Here is a 334-nt window from a genome sequence, read left to right as displayed (position 1 = left end):
GCCGAAGCGTGCCTCCAGATCCCGAATGCCGACCCACCAGTCACGCGTCGGATCCAGAAGGGTGACGGAACCAGGTGCGCCGATCGATGCCGCCCAGAGCCTTTCCGGATGCAAGATTGCGAAACGGTGCACGAAATGCCCGCCGCCGGAGAAGCCGAACATGGCGAATTTGGACCAGTCCTGGCGGTATTTGTCGGCCATCTCCGCGACCATGGCAAGGACGACCTGATCGTAGCGGATGTCGCCTTCCTCAAGAAACTTGTAGCCGGAACGCGCACCGTCGCCGATAACGCCGACCGGGAAGATCGGGCAGAGGATGGCACAGTCGTTGTAG

General features: G+C 61.7%; 1 pseudogene. It reads right to left on the bottom strand.

Annotated features, from left to right (window positions below):
* Positions 1–334, bottom strand: a pseudogene (locus AF337_RS32295) (alpha/beta hydrolase); the annotation flags it as partial.

The sequence above is a fragment of the Rhizobium ecuadorense genome (assembly GCF_001187535.1).
GTDB lineage: Bacteria > Pseudomonadota > Alphaproteobacteria > Rhizobiales > Rhizobiaceae > Rhizobium > Rhizobium ecuadorense.
This window is presented reverse-complemented; position numbering and strand designations above follow the sequence as displayed.